19 protein-coding genes are annotated in these 15768 nt (G+C 70.2%); 14 read left to right on the forward strand and 5 right to left on the reverse strand.

Going from position 1 to position 15768, the window contains the following annotated elements; genetic code table 11:
• Nucleotides 1-317: 317 nt before the first annotated feature.
• A complete protein-coding gene (locus ACFVXH_RS27355) occupies nt 318-1475 on the reverse strand; it encodes a LacI family DNA-binding transcriptional regulator (RefSeq protein WP_074001983.1) in 1158 nt (385 codons plus the stop codon).
• Nucleotides 1476-1817: 342 nt separating this feature from the next.
• On the opposite strand from ACFVXH_RS27355, the gene hisC reads away from it, so the two are divergent.
• The 5 genes from hisC (at nt 1818) to ACFVXH_RS27380 (ending at nt 7354) form a co-directional block, all read left to right on the forward strand.
• On the forward strand, nt 1818-2897 hold the full coding sequence (hisC, locus tag ACFVXH_RS27360; protein WP_049651240.1) for a histidinol-phosphate transaminase: 1080 nt from the start codon (nt 1818-1820) through the stop codon (nt 2895-2897).
• A gap of 324 nt (nt 2898-3221) precedes the next feature.
• On the forward strand, nt 3222-4604 hold the full coding sequence (locus ACFVXH_RS27365; protein ID WP_387828105.1) for an efflux RND transporter periplasmic adaptor subunit: 1383 nt from the start codon (nt 3222-3224) through the stop codon (nt 4602-4604).
• A gap of 9 nt (nt 4605-4613) precedes the next feature.
• Entirely contained in the window at nt 4614-5468 is an 855-nt protein-coding gene (locus ACFVXH_RS27370; protein WP_387828391.1) for an ABC transporter ATP-binding protein, read from the forward strand.
• Complete coding sequence (locus tag ACFVXH_RS27375; RefSeq protein ID WP_380781635.1) at nt 5465-6676, forward strand: ABC transporter permease; 1212 nt, start codon at nt 5465-5467, stop codon at nt 6674-6676. The genes ACFVXH_RS27370 and ACFVXH_RS27375 overlap by 4 nt, the downstream gene beginning before the upstream one ends.
• A gap of 12 nt (nt 6677-6688) precedes the next feature.
• A complete protein-coding gene (locus ACFVXH_RS27380; protein ID WP_387828108.1) occupies nt 6689-7354 on the forward strand; it encodes a DUF5666 domain-containing protein in 666 nt (221 codons plus the stop codon).
• An 83-nt stretch (nt 7355-7437) separates the two neighbouring features.
• Here ACFVXH_RS27380 and ACFVXH_RS27385 read toward each other — a convergent pair whose 3' ends face one another.
• Nucleotides 7438-7689 (reverse strand): hypothetical protein, encoded by a 252-nt coding sequence (locus ACFVXH_RS27385; protein WP_049651245.1) that lies wholly within the window; start codon nt 7687-7689, stop codon nt 7438-7440.
• Complete coding sequence (locus tag ACFVXH_RS27390) at nt 7686-8039, reverse strand: ATP-binding protein (protein WP_387828111.1); 354 nt, start codon at nt 8037-8039, stop codon at nt 7686-7688. The genes ACFVXH_RS27385 and ACFVXH_RS27390 overlap by 4 nt, the downstream gene beginning before the upstream one ends.
• Before the next feature lie 227 nt (nt 8040-8266).
• On the opposite strand from ACFVXH_RS27390, the gene ACFVXH_RS27395 reads away from it, so the two are divergent.
• The gene (locus tag ACFVXH_RS27395) at nt 8267-9133 is read left to right on the forward strand and encodes a helix-turn-helix transcriptional regulator (protein ID WP_074001989.1); all 867 of its coding nucleotides are present in this window, start codon (nt 8267-8269) and stop codon (nt 9131-9133) included.
• Complete coding sequence (locus ACFVXH_RS27400) at nt 9126-9329, forward strand: DUF397 domain-containing protein (RefSeq protein WP_074001990.1); 204 nt, start codon at nt 9126-9128, stop codon at nt 9327-9329. The genes ACFVXH_RS27395 and ACFVXH_RS27400 overlap by 8 nt, the downstream gene beginning before the upstream one ends.
• A 172-nt stretch (nt 9330-9501) precedes the next feature.
• Here ACFVXH_RS27400 and ACFVXH_RS27405 read toward each other — a convergent pair whose 3' ends face one another.
• Entirely contained in the window at nt 9502-9888 is a 387-nt protein-coding gene (locus ACFVXH_RS27405) for a hypothetical protein (RefSeq protein WP_387828115.1), read from the reverse strand.
• Between the two features lie 341 nt (nt 9889-10229).
• On the opposite strand from ACFVXH_RS27405, the gene ACFVXH_RS27410 reads away from it, so the two are divergent.
• The 7 genes from ACFVXH_RS27410 (at nt 10230) to ACFVXH_RS27440 (ending at nt 15205) form a co-directional block, all read left to right on the forward strand.
• On the forward strand, nt 10230-10631 hold the full coding sequence (locus ACFVXH_RS27410; protein WP_387828118.1) for a hypothetical protein: 402 nt from the start codon (nt 10230-10232) through the stop codon (nt 10629-10631).
• A gap of 305 nt (nt 10632-10936) precedes the next feature.
• Nucleotides 10937-11158, forward strand: a complete 222-nt coding sequence (locus ACFVXH_RS27415) for a hypothetical protein (protein WP_387828121.1) — start codon at nt 10937-10939, stop codon at nt 11156-11158.
• On the forward strand, nt 11142-11663 hold the full coding sequence (locus tag ACFVXH_RS27420) for a DUF6879 family protein (RefSeq protein WP_074001994.1): 522 nt from the start codon (nt 11142-11144) through the stop codon (nt 11661-11663). Before ACFVXH_RS27415 ends, ACFVXH_RS27420 begins: the two co-directional genes overlap by 17 nt.
• Complete coding sequence (locus tag ACFVXH_RS27425) at nt 11653-12501, forward strand: helix-turn-helix domain-containing protein (RefSeq protein WP_387828124.1); 849 nt, start codon at nt 11653-11655, stop codon at nt 12499-12501. Before ACFVXH_RS27420 ends, ACFVXH_RS27425 begins: the two co-directional genes overlap by 11 nt.
• A gap of 72 nt (nt 12502-12573) precedes the next feature.
• Nucleotides 12574-13026, forward strand: coding sequence for an NUDIX domain-containing protein (locus tag ACFVXH_RS27430; RefSeq protein WP_387828127.1), 453 nt, complete (start codon nt 12574-12576; stop codon nt 13024-13026).
• Entirely contained in the window at nt 12951-14045 is a 1095-nt protein-coding gene (locus ACFVXH_RS27435) for a hypothetical protein (protein ID WP_387828130.1), read from the forward strand. The genes ACFVXH_RS27430 and ACFVXH_RS27435 overlap by 76 nt, the downstream gene beginning before the upstream one ends.
• Nucleotides 14046-14101: 56 nt before the next feature.
• Nucleotides 14102-15205: a methyltransferase domain-containing protein gene (locus ACFVXH_RS27440; RefSeq protein WP_387828133.1), complete on the forward strand. Its 1104-nt coding sequence runs from the start codon at nt 14102-14104 to the stop codon at nt 15203-15205.
• Between the two features lie 32 nt (nt 15206-15237).
• Here the strand turns inward: ACFVXH_RS27440 and ACFVXH_RS27445 are convergent, their stop codons facing one another.
• Nucleotides 15238-15672, reverse strand: a complete 435-nt coding sequence (locus ACFVXH_RS27445) for a VOC family protein (RefSeq protein WP_074001997.1) — start codon at nt 15670-15672, stop codon at nt 15238-15240.
• Nucleotides 15673-15768: the final 96 nt, after the last annotated feature.

Genomic DNA, 15768 nt, shown 5'->3' on the forward strand with positions numbered 1-15768 from the left:
TCTCCCCGTCGTACGGGGCCGCGGGGTAGCCGGTGGAGGGATCGGGTTCGTAATAGGTGCCGTACGGCAGCACGTCGAGGTCCGGCTGGTGGCGGGGGCCTGAGTGGGGGTGCTCAGGCCCGGGGAAGCGGTCCTCGGGTGTCATTCGCCCATCATAGGAAGACCACTCTCCCGGCGTCGTCACCTGGTGGGTATCCAATCCTCCGGAGCGTCAGCCGGGCGGCCCCACAAGGTCCGTTTTGTCCCGGCTCGGTACGGTCTCGTCAGCTCTGCCCGGGCGCGGCGGCCCGGTCCCGGGGCCGCCGCGGCGCGGTGGTCTAAACCTCGCCCGGCGACCGGGGCGGGCTGACGGTGGTGCGCGGACTCCGGCGCTGGGAGGACGCGCGGACGATCAGTTCGGTCGGCATCAGGGTGCCCGGCGGCGGCCCGGTGCCGGCGGTGCGGAACCGCGGCGGGAAGAGCCGGGCGATGTCGACGCCCGTCCCGGAGTCCACGCCCTCGATCGCGTCGATGAGCAGGTTGACCACGGTGGTGCCGATCTTGCGCGGCTTGAGCGAGAGCGTGGTGATCGGCGGTTCGGTGGTCGCGTAGACGTCGCTCTCGCTGCAGCAGACCAGCAGCAGGTCGTCCGGCACCCGCAGGCCGTACCGGCGGGCGGCGGCCAGCAGGTCGGTGCCGTTGGGGTCGAACAGCCCGTAGACGGCGTCCGGCCGGTCGGGCCGGGCGAGCAGCCGGTCGGCGGCGACGGCGCCGGCGGCCGGGTCGTGCGCCGGGTAGGTCTCGTACACCGGTTCCTGGCCGACCTTGGCGCACCAGCCGAGGTAGGCCTCGGTGGAGAGCCGGGTGTAGGTGTCGGTGCTGGTGCCGGTGAGCAGGCCGATGCGGCGGGCGCCGGCCTCGGAGAGGTGGTCGAGGATGCCGAGCACGGCGGCCTCGTGGTCGTTGTCGACCCAGGCGGTGACCGGGCAGTTGCCGGGCTTGCCGTCGCTGACCACCGGGACGCCGGACCGGTACAGCTCGCTCACCAGGGGGTCCTGGTCGGGCGGGTCGATGACCACGGTGCCGTCGAGGGCGATGTTGCCCCAGACGTCGTGGCGGGAGGAGGCGGGCAGCACCACCAGCGCGTAGCCGCGGCCGAGGGCGGCGCTGGTGGCGGCCCGGGCCATCTCGGCGAAGTACGCGAACTCGGTGAAGGTGAACGGCTCTTCACCGTAGGTCGTGACGGTCAGGCCGATCAGGCCGGACCGTCCGGTGCGCAGGGTGCGGGCGGCCGCGGAGGGGCGGTAGCCGAGGCGCTCGGCGACCTCGCGCACCCGGCTGCGGGTCTCGTCGGGCAGGCGGCCCTTCCCGTTCAGCGCATCGGAGACAGTGGTGATCGACACTCCGGCGGCTGCTGCCACATCCCGGATGCCGGCCCGCTCCAGACGCCGTGAGGTGGTGGGACGCCGACCGCTCTGGTTGGCTGCTGCTGTCATGGCGGACCGATCGTATGGCTCCTGACAAGGGTCTGTGACCGGCGCATCGGGAGCCCGCAAAGATACGTTTCTCCACGAGTGAGCCGGGGTGCGCCCCTTCGATACCCGCCTGAAACCAGGCCTCTTACCTCTGACATGTGCCAAAGGAACCGGGCAGAATGGCTGATCTGCGCCTGTAACCCGACCGGGCATCTCACTCCTACGGGTGAGGGCGGTCGGTATCGTGCAAGGCACCCGACCGGGGTGGTCCGGACGCGTCACGAGGTCCCGGGCACGGCGGCGACCCCGTCCGTGGCGGGCGAGCGCACCGGAGAGTTCCGCAACTGGAAACGGAGTACGACCGTGAGCAGTGGTACGTCAGCGCAGGGCCCGCGGCTGCGGCCGACCCTCGACGGCATCCCCACGTACAAGCCCGGCAAGCCGGCCGGCGCCGACGCCTACAAGCTGTCCTCGAACGAGAACCCCTACGAGCCGCTGCCCGGCGTGCTGGAGACGGCGGTCAAGGCGGCCGGCTCGTTCAACCGCTACCCCGACATGGGCGTCACCGAGCTGACCTCGGTGCTGGCCGAGCGCTTCGGGGTGCCCGCCGAGCACATCGCCACCGGCACCGGCTCGGTCGGCATCGCCCAGTCGCTGGTGCTCGTCACGGCCGGCCCGGGCGACGAGGTGATCTTCGCCTGGCGCTCCTTCGAGGCGTACCCGATCGTCGCCACCGTCGCCGGGGCCACCCCCGTCCCGGTGCCGCTCAAGGCGAACGGCGACCACGACCTGGACGCGATGCTCGCCGCGATCACCCCGAACACCCGGCTGGTCTTCGTCTGCAACCCCAACAACCCCACCGGCAACGTGATCCACCGCGCCGAGCTGGAGCGCTTCCTGGACGCCGTCCCGGCCGACGTCCTGGTCGTGGTCGACGAGGCCTACATCGAGTTCATCCGCGACCCCGAGGTGCCCAACGGCATCGACCTCTACCGGGACCGCCCGAACGTCTGCGTGCTGCGCACCTTCTCCAAGGCGTACGGCCTGGCGGGCCTGCGGGTCGGCTTCGCGATCGCGCACGAGCCGGTGGCGGCCGCGCTGCGCAAGGTCGCCACCCCGTTCGGCGTGAGCCGGCTCGCCCAGGACGCGGCCGTCGCCTCGCTGCGCGCCGAGGAGGCGCTGCTGGAGCGGGTGGAGGCGCTGGTCGAGGAGCGCACCCGGGTGGTGGCCGGGCTGCGCGCCCAGGGCTGGGAGATCCCGGACTCGCAGGCCAACTTCGTCTGGCTCTGGCTCGGCGACCGCTCGCAGGAGTTCGCCGCCGCGTGCGCCGAGGCCGGTGTGATCGTGCGGCCGTTCCCGGAGGGCGTGCGGGTGTCGATCGGCGAGGCCGAGGGCAACTCGATCTTCCTGGCGGTGGCGGAGGCCTTCCGCAAGTCGCTCTGACTCTTCCCTTGGGGCCCGCAGGGGCGCGTCGGTCCTCCGGCGCGCCCCTGCGGCGTTCCCGCGCGGGTGCCCCCGTGGCGCCGCGCGCCTCCCCGGAGCTCCCGGCAGCTCCTCGCGCCTCCGTGAGAACGTCCTCAGAACGCCCTCCCGGATGGCTGGAGATCGCTGGGAGCCCGCTGGGAGTTCGCCCAACGGCCGCCCACGGGACGGCCAAGGCGCCCGCGCGGGACGGGTGTTATGTCCGCAATGCCCGGATCCGGCCGGTCAGGCTTCTCCCAGCCGCCGCCCAGCACGACGCAAGAGCCCGCCGGGAAGCTGTCCGCCATGAAGGTGCTCCCACGGCGGCGAGGCGCCGTCCTCGTCAACTCCGCGCTCGGCGTGGCCCTGCTGGGCGGCGCCGCCCTGGTGTACGCCACGGTCAGCGGCAGCTCGGGCCCGGCTTCCGCGAAGCCCGCGGCCCGTACCGCCACGGTGTCCAAGGGCACCGTCCTGGCCACCGTGTCCGGAACCGGCACCCTGGTCTCACCGACCGACGCCGCCCAGGACTTCACCACCGGCGGGAAGCTCACCGCGGTGAAGGTCGCGGTCGGGGACGCCGTGCAGAAGGGCCAGGTGCTCGCCACCGTCGACACCACGGCGGCCCAGCAGCAGGTGGACGCGGCCCAGGCCGCGCTCACCACGGCCCAGGCCAACCTCACCAAGGCCCAGGCCGGGGTCACCACCACGACCACCGAGCAGCTGCCGGGCGCCACCTCCGCCGCCTCCCCCGGCGGCGGGGCCGGCAGCGGTGGACGCGGGGCGGGCGGGAGCAGTACGCCCGCCCCGCAGACCACCACCGTCACCACCACCAAGGTCGACGACGCGGCCGTGGCCCAGGCCCAGCAGCAGGTCGCCACCGCGCAGACCAACCTGGCCAACGCCCAGGCGGCGCTGACCGGCACCACCCTGACCGCCTCGGTGGACGGCACGGTCGCCTCGGTCTCCGGCAAGGTCGGCGACACCGTCGGGGCCACCGGCTCCGGCGCCTCCGCCTCGTCCTCCTCCGGCAAGTCCACCGGGACCGGCACGGGTTCGGCGGCCGCCCCGAGCGGCTTCATCGTGCTCACCAACCCGACCGGGATGCAGGTCACCGCGAACTTCTCCGAGCTCGACTCGCTCAAGCTGAAGAAGGGCGAGGCGGCCACCGTCACCCTGAACGCGCAGTCCGACACCAAGCTCAACGCGGCGGTTCTGTCGGTCAGTTCGCTGCCCACCGGCAGCGGCTCCGGCGGCGCGGCCGGCTCCGCCGCCGTCCAGTACGCGGCCACGCTGCAGATCACCGGCGACACCAGCACGCTGCGCACCGGCCTCAGCGCCACCGTCCAGGTGATCACCGGCGAGGCCGACAACGCGCTCTCGCTGCCCACCTCCGCGCTGTCCGGCACCGGTACCTCGCGCACCGCGACCCTGGTACAGCCGGACGGCGCCTCCGAGCGGGTCACCGTCGGGGTCGGGGTCGAGGGCGACAGCACGGTGCAGGTGGTCTCCGGGCTGAAGGAGGGCGACAAGGTCGAACTCCCCACCACCAGCGGCGGGAACGGCTTCCCGAACGCCTCCTTCCCGGGCCTCGGCGGCAACCGGGGCGGGGCCGGCGGCGGGGTCTTCCCGGGCGGTTCCGGTGGCGGTGGCGGCGCCGGTGCCGGGGCCGGTCGCGGCGGCAAGGGCTGACTCGTGAGCATGCGTCACGTCATCGACAAGCGCGTCCCCGCGCACCCCGTCCCGGTGATCCGCATCCGCGGGCTCACCAAGGCGTACGGGCACGGCGACGCCACCGTGCACGCGCTGCGCGGCCCCTCCGACCCGGAGACCGGTGCGCCGCGGGGCGTCAGCCTGGACATCGAACAGGGCGACTTCGTCGCCGTGATGGGCAGCTCCGGCTCCGGCAAGTCCACCCTGATGAACATCCTCGGCTGCCTGGACGTCCCGACCGCCGGCCGCTACCTCCTCGACGGCACCGACGTCGGCCACCTGGACGAGCAGCAGCTCGCACTGGTGCGCAACCGCAAGATCGGCTTCGTCTTCCAGTCCTTCAACCTGGTGCCCCGCACCACCGCCCTCGCCCAGGTCGAGCTGCCGCTCGCCTACGCGGGCGTCCGGACCGCCGAGCGGCGCCGCCGGGCGATGGCCGCGCTGTCGCTGGTCGGGCTCGCCGAGCGGGCCGGCCACAAGCCCAACGAGCTCTCCGGCGGCCAGCAGCAGCGCGTCGCGGTGGCGCGGGCCCTGGTGACGGCGCCCGCGATGCTGCTCGCCGACGAGCCGACCGGCAACCTCGACAGCCGCTCGACGGAGGAGGTGCTGGCCCTGATCGACGGGCTCAACGCCACCGGCCGCACGGTCGTGCTGATCACCCACGAGGACGAGGTCGCCCGGCACGCCAAGCGGGTGCTGCGACTGGTCGACGGGCAGATCGTGAGCGATCTGCGGCAGGCGCCCGTGGAGGGGCCGCCGCCCTTCCTGGACGCGGCCTACGCGGAGCTCGCGGCGGGCCCGGCGGGCGAGGCCGGCGTGGCGGGCGCGGAGGTGCCGGCGTGATCCTCTGGCAGACGCTCCGCTTCGCGGTCGGCGGCCTGGCCGCCAACAAGGTGCGCTCGGCGCTCACCATGCTCGGCGTGCTGATCGGCGTGGCCTCGGTGATCCTGCTGCTGGCGGTCGGCAACGGCTCGTCGGTGGCGGTGAAGGACTCGATCACCTCGCTCGGCACCAACTCCCTGACGGTCAGCTCCGGTTCGGCCAACGGCGGCTCCCGGGCCACCTCCTCGGTGAAGAAGCTGACGGTCGCCGACGCCAAGGCGCTGGCGAGCGACACCGACGCGGGGGCGATCAGGTCGGTCGCCCCGGTGGTCACCACCAGCGGCACCGCGCTGTACGGGAACATCTCGTACAGCCCCGGCTCGATCGTCGGCACCTACCCGTCGTACTTCGAGACCGCCAACCAGAAGGTCGCGCACGGCGAGTACTTCACCGACGACGACGTGCTCGACTCGCGCAAGGTCGCGGTGCTTGGCGCGACGACGGCCAAACAGCTGTTCGACACCGAGAACCCGGTCGGCAAGTCCGTGGTGCTGGGCGGCACGCCGTTCACCGTGGTCGGCGTGCTCCAGGCCAAGGGCGGCAGCGGCTTCACCGACCCGGACGACGTCGTCATCGCCCCGCTGCCGACGGTGCAGAACGCCTTCACCGGCTTCGGCTCCGTCAACCAGATCCTGGTCCAGGCCGCGAACGCGGACAGCACCACGGCCGCCCAGTCCGAGATCACCCGCGTCCTGCTCGGCACGCACGCGATCGCCGACCCCGCCAAGGCGGACTTCCGGATCACCAGCCAGGCCTCCCTGCTCACCGCGAGGGAGAGCACGACGAAGACCTTCACCGTGCTGCTCGGCGCGGTGGCCGCGATCTCGCTGCTGGTCGGCGGGATCGGGATCACCAACATCATGCTGGTGACGGTCACCGAGCGGACCAGGGAGATCGGCATCCGCAAGGCGCTCGGCGCCCCGCGGGCGGTGATCCTCGGGCAGTTCCTCACCGAGTCGACGCTGCTCTCGGTGATCGGCGCGGGGTTGGGCGTGGCCGCCGGAATCGCCGGCTCGCACTTCAGCATCGTCGGCATCAAACCCGTGGTGATCCCCGAATCGGTGCTCGGCGCCTTCGCCATCGCCGTCGCCATCGGGCTGTTCTTCGGCAGCTACCCCGCCAACCGGGCCGCCTCGCTGCGGCCGATCGACGCCCTCCGGCACGAGTAGGACTCCACTGTCATGAGCAAAGAGATCGCCACCGTCGGGCCCGGAACCCCCGCCGAGCAGGTCGCCCTCCTCGCCACCCCGCCGGACGCGCGGGACGTGAGCGCCGAACTGGCCGCGCCGCCGAGGCGGAAGCTGCCCTGGCTCAGCCTGCTGCTGGCGGGCGGCGTGATCGCCACCGGGGCGTTCGCGGGCGGAGTCTGGTACCAGCAGAACAACGGGCCGACGGGCGGCGGGAAGTCCGCCGCCCGGCCGGCGGCCGCCGCTGCGGGTGCGGCTGCTCAGGGAGGCGGCTACGGGCAGGGGCAGGGCGGCTCCCGCCGTGGGGGCCAGGGCGCCGGGCAGGGCGCTGGGCAGGGCGGGCAGGGGCAGGGCGGGCAGGCCGGCTTCGCCCGGGGCACGGTCAAGGCCGTCGACGGCAACACCGTCTACCTGACCGACACCAACGGCAACACCATCAAGGTCACCACCGGCGACGCGACGAAGGTCCAGCTCAACAAGGAGGGCAAGGTCGGGGACCTGCAGCCCGGCCAGAGCGTGACGGTCGTCGGCACCCCCGACGCCAACGGTGGCTACACCGCCAGCCAGCTGGTCGAAGGCGCCGCCGGTGGATTCGGTGGTGGTGGTGGCTTCGGCGGCGGTGCCGGTGGCGGCGCCCCCAGGAACCCGTCCGGCGGCTGACCCGGAGCCGACGGACGCCGCGAGGCCCTCGCCCCTTCGGTGGGCGAGGGCCTTCGCATGTGTTCAGCGCGGTTCGAGGAGGCTCATCGCTCCCACGCCGCCTCCCGGTCGAGGTCCCGCAGCAGGTGGAGGAGGTTGACGAGGGTGCTCACGGGCGCGTTGCCGAAGTCGACCAGGAGACGCCCGTCGAGGATCGTCTCGCCCGCCGAGGCCGAACCCCAGAGCAGCCCGTACGGGAGGCCCCGACGGTGCAACTCCCCGAGCAGGCCGGTGATGTGCGGGGCGGCGAAGTTCCGCATCCGGGGGTCGTCGGGGGCGATCGGTTCGCGGGTCACGCGGCGGAGTCCAGCTCGTACCAGACCGTCTTGCCACGCTCCTGGGGGTCGACGCCCCAGCGGTGGGTGAGCCCGGCGACGAGCTGGAGGCCCCGGCCGGACTCGGCGAACAGGGAGAGGGGCTTCTCGTGGGGGAGCAAGGCGCTCTCGTCCGCGACGCAGACCCGGAGGGTGTCGATGTTGAGGGAGAAGTAGACGACGGGCGAGGCGGTACCGGCGTGCCGCCACGCGTTGACGATGAGTTCGCCGAGGGCGAGTTCGGCGTTGAAGATGGTCTCGGTGTCCCAGGAGGCGCGGGTCAGGGCGCTCCGCAGGGCCTGCCGGGTGAGGGTGAGGGAGGGGGTGTTCAAGGTGCACACGGGAACCTCCGAGAGGTATGGGTGTGGAGGGGGAGAGCCGCGAGCTGGACCAGGGCGTGGCCGCTCTTCGGCCGGAGGGCAGCAGGCGCCTACTGCCCTGAACCAAGGCGTGTCTGACGATCCATCGGATCGTTCTGAGGGTGACGATAGCGTGAGGCGCCACAGATTTGTGGCGATCCACGCGAAGTTCCCCCGAACGGGGCTGGCAGACTGGACCCATGGCCCTTCGATCGAACCCGACGCTTCGCCAGTTGCGGTTGGGTGCCGAACTTCGCAGGATGCGGGAACAGGCCGGCCTCGGCGGCAGCCAGCTCGCCCGCGCACTGGGCATCAACCCCGCCCACGTGACGCAGATGGAGAGCGGCAAGACCGGCATCAGCGTCGAACGCCTGCGCACGATCGCGGCGTTGTGCATGTGCGTCAACGAGCCCCTGATCGACGCGCTCGCTGACATCATCACGGACCGCGACAAGGGAGGCTGGTGGGAGGAGTACCGGGGGAACCTTTCGCAGGACTTCCTCGAAGTTGCTGAGATCGAGGCTCACGCACGGGCGCTCTCGGTCTACACGATGGCCTTCATCCATGGGCTGCTTCAGACCAACACCTATGCCTCAGCCGTCTTCGCTCGCTCCTATCCGCCTCTGCCGGGGCACGAGGTCGACCTGAGAGCCTCCTTCCGCCTGCGGCGTCAGCACATCATCCGTTCCGAGGCGACTCCGTACACCGCATACATCCATGAAGCGGCGCTGCGGATGCAGTTCGGCGGGGCAAAGGTCCAAGCCGAGCAACTCGGCGCCCTTGTCGAGGCCTCAGAGCGGCCCAACATCTCCATCCGAGTCGTGCTGTTCGACGTCGACATGATCCCGCTGCCCAACGAGAACTTCACGTACGTCGAGGGTCCGGTTCAGGAACTCGACACGGTTCAGTCGGACTCGGGTGTCGGAAACCTTCTCTTCGATGCCCCGGCTCACACGGCCAGGTTTCGGTCGCTGCTCGCCCGGATCGGTTCGGCTGCTCTCTCGGGGGAGGAGTCCCGAGAGTTTATTCGCTCCATCAAGAAGGACATGGAAAGTAAATATGCGTAACTCCACCTGGCAGAAGTCCAGTTTCTCGGGCTCGAACGCAGACTGTGTTGAGGTGCGAGCCGATGCTGGTGTGATCGAACTCCGGGAGTCCGACGAGGGCGACGTCATCGTCCGCACCACCGCCCGCAACTTCGCCGCGTTCCTCCAGGGCACTCAGGCGGGCGAGTTCGACCACCTGGTGACCATCACCGCCTAGCGAACCGTTCCGGCGGCCCCTTGCTCTTCCGCAAGGGGCCGCCGGCGTGCTTCAGAAGTGGTCGGGGCCCGACCCTGCCACCGCGAACTCCACTCCGCCGTCGACCAGTTCGGCGTCCCGGACCGGATGACCCCCGATCCAGGCCTGGGTGCGGTCCGTCCCTCTCCCGTGCCTACGGCTGGATCACGAAATACACCACGAAGCCCGCGGTCACGCACAGGAAGAACTGCACCATGAAGCCCCAGGTGAGCGGCACTTCGTCCCTGTCGCCTGCCTCGTCGGACGCCAGTTGCAGACGCGCCATACGTCCGAGGTGCCCGGCCGTTCCCAGCGTCAGCGACAGCATCGCCAGCGCGTACATCGACAGCGCGCCAGCCGAGGTCGTCCCGTTCATGTGGGAGCGCCCGACCAGGAAGAGCGCTCCGACCAGCGGCGCCAGGGCCACCATGATCCGGTACTGCCGGGTCACCTGCGGCGGTATCGCCATCGCCCAGAACAGCACCGTCGTCAGCGCGACGATCCACCACCAGGTGGCCACGCTCAGGCCCAGTGGAGTCATGCCCCCACCCCCCACATCACGGACGTTCGCTCACGTCCACTGACGATCACACTATTCAGACCAGCCCCCGCCCCGCGCCGCCCGGACCCCGCAAGATCCCGCCCGGTCCCCTGCCGGTTCCCGGCAAGAACCCGATAAGACCCTGCGTAGGAAGTCGGCCGGCCCGACTTCCTACGCACCGCCTCCGCCCGGCGGCCCCTCCCGCCGTAGAGGCGGCTCTCCCGCCGGAACGGTTCGCTGGGAGTGGGGCTGGACCCACCCCCTTGTGGGGCTGGACCCATACTCGGCCGCGCGTCCGCTCCGTAGCGTCGTTCCCACAACGACACGGAGGGGAAAGAACCATGGCGCCCACGGCCCACCAGTCCACCTTCACCACGGTGAAGAAGTGCATCACGCTCTTCGGCCTAGCCGGCGCCATCGTCCTCGGCACGGTCGCCGTGATGGCGTCCATCGGCCACCCGACGACCCCGTTCATGTGGATCCGCGGCGTCATCTTCCTCGCCGTCGCCCCGTACCTCCTCCGGCTGGCCACCCGCGCCGCCGACGGCTCCGCCAAGGCTTTCGACCGCGTCCGCACACTCTCCACCGTGATGCCGATCGCCATCATCGCCGTGGACCTCATCCCCGGCCTCTGCCCGCCCTGGTACGCCGTCCTCCAGGGCCTCTCCGCCCTCGCCCTCCTCGCCGTCGCCGTCCTCACCCGCACCCCCGCCCTGCGCGCCGCCTTCCCCACCGCCGACTGAACCCCCACCCCCACCCCCACCCCGACTCGGCGCAGGAAGTCGGCCGTTCCGACTTCCTGCGCCGGTAGCCCTACCCGGCGGCTCCTCGCTCCCCGCAAGGAGCCGCCGGGTGGGGATGTTCGTTTCCTCTTGGCGTGGGGTGGAGCCAATGTCCTTGCAGGGGCGTGTTGTTGGTCGGGAGGCCTCGCGGTCTTGATCTTTAGTCCGATACGGGAATACCTCCCTTCCGTCGTGGACAGCCGCTGACCAGCCCTCTAGCGTCGTGCCCAGGTGCTCTGGCAGGGCCGCTCTCCAAGGGGGTTGAGATGGACACCAGGTCGGGTCTCACACGGCTGACCAACACGGGCGACGGCGGTGGCTCGGGGGAGTGCAATCAGAACGACTGTCCCAACGTCTACCGCACCGAGTGGGGGACGTTCGTGATCCAGGGGGCCGTCTCCGGCGCCTTCGCGCCGCCCGGCGGCGAGGGCCTGGTGGAGATCCCCGAGAGTGTGCTTCGGGAGGCTGTTCGTGCGCTTGGATGGTGAGGCCTGGCAAGCCAGGTTCCGTCAGTTCGAGACGGAGGCTTGGCGGCTTGAGACCCTTCCGGCCTACAGGGTTCCGCAGGAGGAAGAGGAACTGCGAGCCTTTCGAGCCGGTGAACGGATCGACCCGCATGCGCATTCCAACGAGTACACGGAAGACCTCAAGCGCGTGCGGCGGGAGGGGAAAACCAAGGGGCGGGTGCACATCGTCACGCGACCGCTCTCCGAATACCTCCGCTACGAGTTCATGTACTACCTGCCGCATGTGTGGGCCGGCGAGGACGTCCGGATCATGGACGTCACGGATCGGCCCAACCCGTTGGCGGGAGTCACTGACTACTGGATGTTCGACAAGGCGGAGGTGGTGCTCATGAACTACCTTCCCGACGGAACACAGATCGACCGCACCGTGTTCGAGGGGGATGTCGACCCGTTCATCGAATACCAGCGGATCGCCATCGCCGAATCGGTGCCTTTCGAGGAGTACGTGAAGGGAATTGGCGCTTGATCCGCAGGATCTAGGCCGATCGAGTGCGGACCTGGCGGCGATCCTTCAAGAGCTTCGCAAGCGAGCTGGACTCTCCGGGGTCCAGCTCGCTCGGCGTGTCAACATGTCGCAGTCCAAGATCTCCAAGATCGAGACCGGAAAGGTCATACCGTCCCTCGTCGATGTCGAACTGATTCTGCGGGCGCTCGACGCGCCGGCGGAGCTGATCGCGCGGGTGACCGCTCTCGCTCGCATCGCGAACACGGAGTGGCAGGATGCCAAGGCCTTGCGCCGAAAGGGACTGGACAAGAAGCAGGTCGAGCTGGCCGCCCTTGAACGGCACTCGACGGAGTTCAGGTACTTCCTGCCGACCATGATCACCGGTCTGCTCGCGACGCCCGAATACATCAGGGCGAGCCTCGCCCTGTTCGCCGGCGATCATTCGGAGGCCATCGCCAGGAAGCTGGAGAGGCAGGCCGTTCTCTATGAGAGGGCCAAGAGCTTCACCTTCATCCTGACCGAGCAGGCCTGCCTCTGGCCGCTCGTCTCGGAACAGGCCATGGCCGTGCAGCTCGATCGACTGGTGTCGGTCTCCCGGTTGCCGAATGTCCGGCTGGGGGTCATCCCCATGGCCGGCCGCATGCCATGGGCTCCGCTGAATGTCTTCACGGTCTACGATGCCGTTCTGGCCACCGTGGAAGTGTCCACCGGCGCGCTCGTTTTCCGTGATCCGAGGGATGTTCAGGAGTATCTGAACGAGTTCGGGAGATTCGAAGGCTACTCGCTCTGGGGTGATGAGGCCCGCGTCAGACTGGAGGAGTGGGCCGCCCGTTTTCGAGGGGACCGGCGAGATCTTTAGTCGATTTCCGGAATAACGTTGATGGGATTTCCGAAATTCCCCTAACCTGATTTCTGCATGAAGGGCGGGTCCATGAAGAAGGTCGCCGTGAAGCTCTGGCGGATCATCCGTGGTCCGATGCAGTGGCGCGTTCTCTGGCTCTGGCACTCGAAGTTCATGGTGGGCGTCACGGGCATCGTGCGTCACCAGGACGGCCGGGTCTTGCTGCTGAAGCACCGGATGTGGCCGGAGGGCCGGCAGTGGGGCTTGCCCACGGGCTACGCGAACGCGGGCGAGAGCTTCGAAGACACGATCGTGCGTGAGGTCCGGGAGGAAACGGGGCTCACGGTGAAGGTGTGCGAACTGGTGCACCTGAAGAGCGGCTACAAGCTGCGCGTCGAAGTCGCCTACGAGGCCTTGTACGTCAGTGGACAGACCAGCGCCCCCTCGTTCGAGATCCTGGAGGCTCAATGGTTCTCGCCGGACGAACTCCCCGACGGATTGCAGGAATCGCACCGGCAGTTGATCAGCCGTCGACGTCGCTGACCCTCGGCCGCTCGCTCACGCCCTCCTGCCTGGGCCCGAACGAGCACCTGGCGGGCAGCCCGGACGAACGGGCTGAACTGGCACATCTCCTGGCCGTACGGCGGGCGACCGCCGCACTCGGCCAGGCGCACCCGCACATCGCATTCTCGCTCCTGCACTGGGTTGTCGAGGCGTGGCAGGACGAGGGGGCCCGGGAGGTGTTCCGGCAGGGAGCGGCTCTTCTGGCCGATCGCTACCGTGAATTGGGGCTGAGCCGGATGCTGCCGATCGACCGGGTGTGGGTGGGGGTGCGTTCGACGCGCCCGGACGCGTTCGGCGGTTTCCACCACCCGAATCAGGGCTACCGGCATGTGCAGTTGGCGTCGGTGATCACGAGGTACGGCCGGCTGAGTGATCCTCGATGGGCGTCGCCGGAACTCGTGGCACTCGACCTACTGCGGTCCTACGCCCATGACTGCCTGCACTGGGGCTCGTTCCGGGAGTACCGGCTCCGAGACGGCCAGGTGGTTCGTAGCCGTTACGGGATCAACTGTGTGGACGCGGAAGGGCGTACGTACTCGGCGAGGGACGGCGATGGAGCCTCCTCGACGCGGAATCTCGGCATCATCATGGAGGGGGCCACCGACCGGGAAGCACGGTCGATCACCGCTGCGGTGGCCGATCTCCTCGGCATCGCCGAGCGCATCGAACCGGATGACCGTCTGGCCTTCCGAGACACCACCGGGCAGTTGGAGGCGGTCGACGTCGACCGTGTCGAACCGGGTGTTGCCACCGACTTCCATCAGGCCCTGGCCGGATACGAGTGTGGCGTCGGCATGAGGTACCAGTGCTTCCTCACCGATACGGGTGGAACCGCTGCGAACACCCTGCACGCACTCATCCTCTCCGCCATGATCAGCGGAGACCTGTCCTGCCTGACCGACTGGCTCGACCAGCGGCACGGGCCGGAGGCGTTCCGTCGGCGTTTCCGCTCGCCGGTCTACACGGGGCCGGACCCCGGCAAGCAGGTCTCCCCCTGAGGTGAACCCCAGTGGGCTGCTGCCATCTGCGACTACTTGGAAGGGGTCCAGCAGGTATGACGACCCTCCTTTATGACGAAGACCAACTCCTGCGGGCGCGGGTCGCGTTGGCCTCGGAGATCGAGCGGGTGAGCGTGGTGCTGTCCTCGCGGGTGGTCGAGGCGTTCCTCAATGTGCCGCGGCATCCGTTCGTTCCGGTGTTCTACCGGGAGGAGGGCGATGCTCACTGCCTCTGGCCGGCCGGTGAGGCGTGGCTGCGGGAGGTGTACGCGGACCGGGTGCTGGTCACCGAGGTGGGCGGCGTGCACGCGGAGGATGCCGGGCCGGACGGCGTCCGCGGGGTGGCGACCTCCTCCTCCACGCTGCCGAGCCTGATGGCCGACATGCTCGACGCGCTGGATGTCCGGCCCGGGGACCGGGTGTTGGAGGTCGGGACGGGGACGGGCTACAACGCCGCTCTGCTCTGCCACCTCGCGGGGGCGGCCCACGTCACGACCGTCGACCGCACCGAGCACCTGGTGGCGACCGCCCGTGCCCGGTTGGGCGAGGCCGGCTTCGCGCCCGTCGTGGTCCGGGCCGACGGCGCCGACGGGTACCCGCCGGGGGCGCCGTACGACCGGATCATCGCGACCTGCGGTGTCCGTCGCGTGCCCCGGGCGTGGCTCGACCAGTGCGCGCCGGGTGGCCTCATCGTCGCTCCGCTGGGCGGTGCGGTGGCCAGGCTCACGAAGGTGTCGGACGGGCGTGCGGTCGGGCGTTTTCTCCACCGTCCGGCCGCCTTCATGCCGTTGCGCGGCGGGAGGGACGCGGCCCAGGGGGTGCCGGAGCCGCAGGCGGACAGCCGGGCGACGGAGGTCAGCGCTCGCGTCCTGGACGACCCGGGGTTCGCGTTCTGGGCCGACCTCCACCTCGGTCCCACCGTGGTCCGGGACGGTCACGTCCTTCGCGACGTCGCGGACGGTTCGACCGCCCACGCGCACCGCGGCACCGTCGCCCGCAGCGGCCCCCGCGACCTCTGGCGGACGGTCGAAGCCGCCCACCGGAGCTGGCTGGGACAGAACCGCCCCCGCCGTGAGTGGTTCACGGTCGAGGCCGGGCCGGAGGGGCAGTTCGTGAGCTACTCGGCACCGGACGGCAGCGTGACCCGCTGGGCGCTCTGAGCGAACAGGAAGTTGTGGAATCCGGGCGGTGCTCAGTCGAGGCAGAACTCGTTGCCCTCGACGTCCTGCATCGAGAGGCACGACTCGTTCTCCTCGTCGGCGACCAGCAGCTGGACGCGGGTCGCGCCGAGGGCTACCAGTCGGGCGCACTCGGCCTCCAGGGCAGCCACGCGCTCCGCGCCGACCAGGCCGGTGCCGGCCCGTACGTCGAGGTGCACCCGGTTCTTGACGACCTTGCCTTCGGGGACGCGCTGGAAGTACATGCGCGGGCCGGCACCCGTGGGGTCACTGGCGGCGAACCACGAGCCCCGCTTCTCGGGCGGCAGCGAGCGCTGGTAGTCGTCCCAGGTGTCGAACCCCTCCGGCGTGGACGGCGGGACGTACCCCAGGGCCTCGCACCAGAAGCGGCCGACGCGCTCGGGCTCCGCGCAGTCGAAGGTGACCTGGAACTGCTTGATCGATGCCATCGGGCCACCATAGCCATGACAAGAAAGTCACACCGCTCAATTTCCGGCACCGCACAGGGGAGAGAACGACGTCGCCCCGCCGAGCCGGTGCTCGAC

Source organism: Kitasatospora sp. NPDC058184 (genome assembly GCF_042883725.1).
GTDB lineage: Bacteria > Actinomycetota > Actinomycetes > Streptomycetales > Streptomycetaceae > Kitasatospora.